This window comes from Microbacterium sp. UBA3394 (assembly GCF_002358725.1).
GTDB lineage: Bacteria > Actinomycetota > Actinomycetes > Actinomycetales > Microbacteriaceae > Microbacterium > Microbacterium luteum.
In genome coordinates this window covers 1-1,916 of record NZ_DEPK01000211.1, presented here as the reverse complement: position 1 = coordinate 1,916, position 1,916 = coordinate 1, and the positions used below count along the sequence as shown (strand labels likewise).

The 1,916-nt window shown below is 70.5% G+C and carries 1 protein-coding gene and 1 pseudogene; both read right to left on the bottom strand.

Annotated elements, in window-relative coordinates; translation table 11 throughout:
- A pseudogene (locus tag B4E30_RS13090) lies at nt 1-371 on the bottom strand (amidohydrolase family protein); the annotation flags it as partial.
- A gap of 139 nt (nt 372-510) precedes the next feature.
- Nucleotides 511-1,821, bottom strand: a complete 1,311-nt coding sequence (locus B4E30_RS13085; RefSeq protein WP_286795533.1) for a Zn-dependent hydrolase — start codon at nt 1,819-1,821, stop codon at nt 511-513.
- Nucleotides 1,822-1,916: the final 95 nt, after the last annotated feature.

Below are 1,916 nucleotides of genomic sequence, written 5' to 3'. Positions count from 1 at the left end.
GCGGTCGTCACGCCGTTTCCGAGGAAGTCCAGGGCGCCGTGCAGCGTGGACCAGTAGATGTCGTCGGCGCTCGCTCCGGAGGTCATCCCGAGCATCGAGTCGCACCAGCCGTACAGCGTCTCGCCGACGCCAAGCCCGCGTAGCCCGCTGGTGAAGAGATGGCTGTGCGAAGACACGAAGCCCGGCGCGACGAAGCTGCGTCCGACGTCGAGGATCTCGTCGGCGGTGGTGCCGGCGCGCGGCTCTCCCTCTCCGACCGCCGCGATGCGATCGTCGTCGACGAGCATCCACCCGCCGTCGATGTATCCGGGATCGTCGGTGCCGGTGGGCACGGTGATCAGTCGGGCGTTCGTGATGAGCAGGGTGGTCATGAGAATCCCGTCTGTGGGTCGACTGGAGCGGTGGTGCATGTCCCCATTTCTGCGCTCTCAGTGGCCGAAAACAGCAGAAATTGGGACATTGGCGGGTTGGTGGGAGGGGTGGTGTGTGTGGGAGGGGGTGGGGTGGGGGTCAGGAGGAGCGGGAGTGGGAGAGGTGCAGCACGGCTTCGGTGAGGGCGCGGATGCCGTGGGCGACGTCGCCGGTCGACACGGACTCGGCCGGATGGTGGCTGATGCCGTCGGGGTTGCGCAGGAACAGCATGCCGATGTCGGTGATGCCTCCCATGGCCATGCCGTCGTGGCCGGCCCGGCTGAAGATGGTCGCGGGATCCTGGGCCGTCGACGTCGTGGCCCCGATGCCCTCGCGGATGACGTCCTGGAGGAGCGGAGCGCACGATACGGCCGCGGCGGAGTGGATCTCGCGGGCACGCCAGCGCAGGCCTCGACGCCCCATGATCTCGTCGAGCTCACCGGACAGGGTGTGCCACACGCGATCGCGCTCACCGTCGAACTCGCCGCGCAGGTCGAGGGAGAACTGCACCTCGCCCGGCACGACGTTCACGCCGCCGGGGAAGGCTTCGAAGCGGCCGACGGTGCCGATGATGTGGTGCTCGGCGCGGCAGAGTCGCTCGACGGCGAGGGCACCTTCGCTTGCCCCGAGAAGCGCGTCGCGGCGCATGTCGTAGGGGGTTCCGCCGGCGTGCCGGGCCTCCCCTTCGACCGTGAGGAGAAAGCGGCGCGCACTGGCGATCGAGGAGACGACGGCGAGCGACTCGCCTCGGCGGTCGAGCTCGGGCCCCTGTTCGATATGCGCCTCGAGGTATCCGATGAGCTCGTCGGGCCGGCGAGCCGCCTCGCCGATGCGGCCCGGGTCGAGCCCGAACTCCAGGAACGCCTGACGAAGCGTCGTGCCGTCGGCGTCGGTGAGGCCCCACCATTCGTCGCGCCACACGCCCCCCACAGCGGAGGATCCGAGCAGGGCCGTGCCGAACCGGGTTCCCTCTTCGTCCCAGAAGGCGATGATCTCCAGCGCGAAGCCGAGAGCCGACCGCCACTGCTCGTCGGTGCGCACACGCAGCAGGCGCACGACCTCCAGGGCCATGAGCACGCCGAGCATGCCGTCGAAGCGACCGGCGTCCGGAACGGTGTCTAGGTGCGACCCGAGCAGGAGCGCCGGTTCGTCGCCGGTCGTCGCGCCGCGCGGGTCGGATCCGAGCCGCCCGACCTGGTTGCCGGCGGCATCCGGGCGGGTGGTCATGCCGATCTCGCGCATCCACTCCGCGACGAGACGGTTCACGCGGGCGTGCTCGGGCGACAGATACACGCGCTCGAGGCCGCCCTCCATCGAGGTCTCGCGGGCCAGCTCGTCGCAGCGCGCCATCACGCGTCGAGCGGATGCGGCGATCGCGTCGGGGGAGATGTCGAGGAGAGCCGCCGTCACCGCAGCACCTCGGCTGCCGCGTCGACGCCGCCGCCGACCGGCACGCGCGCACCGAAGCGGCGCAGCACGTGCTCGAGCGCGACGAGCGTGGTGAA